Source organism: Micromonospora sp. DT4, assembly GCF_049841675.1.
Taxonomy (GTDB): Bacteria; Actinomycetota; Actinomycetes; order Mycobacteriales; family Micromonosporaceae; genus Micromonospora.
Genome location: NZ_JBNCKT010000274.1, coordinates 1 through 1,526, shown reverse-complemented (window position 1 = coordinate 1,526; position 1,526 = coordinate 1). Strand labels below are relative to the sequence as shown.

The following is a 1,526-nucleotide window of genomic DNA, read 5'->3' as shown; positions in this document are numbered from 1 at the left end:
CCGACGCGCGTCCCGCACCGTAACGCCCATACACCCCAAACGATCACAAACCATTTGGGTTACGGGTCAATAACCGATATGGCGGCATCCGTGCGCCGGAATGCCGCCACATCGCCGAGCTGGAGTGGACGAACGGCGTCACCTCTCGGCGTCGGGCAGGTCGTCCGGCTCGGTGACCCAGGCGGAGAAGACCGGCACCCCGTGCCACGGCCCGGTGGTGCCGTCGGCCCTGCTGTCGGTGGCGACGGCCACCACGGCGTACGGGTGGCCGAAGCGCAGCTCGGCGGTCCGGGCGACCCCTTCCGGGGGCAGGCTGACCGTGCCGAACATCCCGGTCACCGCCGCCGCCTCGAACCCGTACCGGCCGTACCGGGCCATCGCCACCTGTCGCGCCTCGAAGCCCTGCACCGGTTGGTCGAGCGCCCGGGCCAGCGTCACCGCGGCGGCGGGGAAACCCAGTGACTCGGCGGTGAGATCGTGGTCGCTGCGCGCCGACCAGCAGGGGAGTATCGCCTGGTGCCGCTCCTCGCGGCCGTCGCGGGCACGGGTCCGCACCCGCTCCTCGCGCAGCGTCCACAGCGGAGTGTCGCCGAGCGGCAGGTCGAACAGTGAGCGCCGACCGGCCGGTCGCCCGCCGTCGGCCGCGCCGGCGCTGAGACGGTACGCGGTGGCGAGCACATCGGCCGCCGGCACGTGTGGCGCGGCGGCCACCGAGAGGACCACCAGTCCCGCGCCCTCGCTCGCCTGGGACCGGGCGGCGTGCACGATCACGTCACCCGCCCGCTCGGTCGCGACGATGGCACCCTGGTGCCCGTGGCCCGGGCTGCGCAGCACGTGGCGCAGGTCCGTCCAGGCGCTGGCGGGGCCGAGCGCGCGGGCGTCGGCGACGTCGAAGGGCTCGGCCCACGAGATCCGGGTGGCCAGCGCGCTGGCCAGGGCGAACACCACGTCCGGGCTGACCTTCAGGGGGAACGTCTCGATCAGGCCGTCGGTGTGCTCGCGCGCCCAGGCGTCCAGCCCGGCCTGGTCGGGGAGCGTGCCCACCTCGGTCGCCGCGGGGAGCGTGGCCCGCCACCCGGCCGGCGCGTCGACGGGCCGACCCGCTCGGAGCCACAGTGCGGTGGCGGACGCGACCAGCGGGTGCGGCGCGTCCAACAGGACGCGGGCCAGGTCGGCCGCGCCGGCCAGGTCGGTGCCCAGCGCCGCCACCAGCCCCTCGGCCGCCGCGTCCGCACCGGTCGCCGCTTCTGACCCGGCTGCCGCATCCGGGTCGGACGTGTTCGAGTCGGTCGCCCGGCCGGCTCCGGTCGTCGCGGCGCTGAGTGCGAGCAGCAGCCAGGCGCCGAGCGGGGAGGCGACGTGGTGCCGGTCGCCGATCGTGGCGTGCAGCCGCTCGGCGTACGCGGACAGCGGGCCGTGCAGGTCGGTCGTCATGCCTCCACTCTGCCCGGCTAGCCCTGCATTCCGCACGTCGGCGATCGTCAGCACCATTCCAGCGGATTGACGTCGAGCAGGTCGAGGATTTC

Annotated in this window: 1 protein-coding gene; it reads right to left on the bottom strand. The window is 74.8% G+C overall.

Annotation, left to right across the window (positions count from 1 at the left end; all coding sequences use genetic code 11):
- Positions 1–138: 138 nt before the first annotated feature.
- Positions 139–1,434: a hypothetical protein gene (locus ACLQ24_RS29570; RefSeq protein WP_425895021.1), complete on the bottom strand. Its 1,296-nt coding sequence runs from the start codon at positions 1,432–1,434 to the stop codon at positions 139–141.
- Between the last annotated feature and the right edge of the window lie 92 nt (positions 1,435–1,526).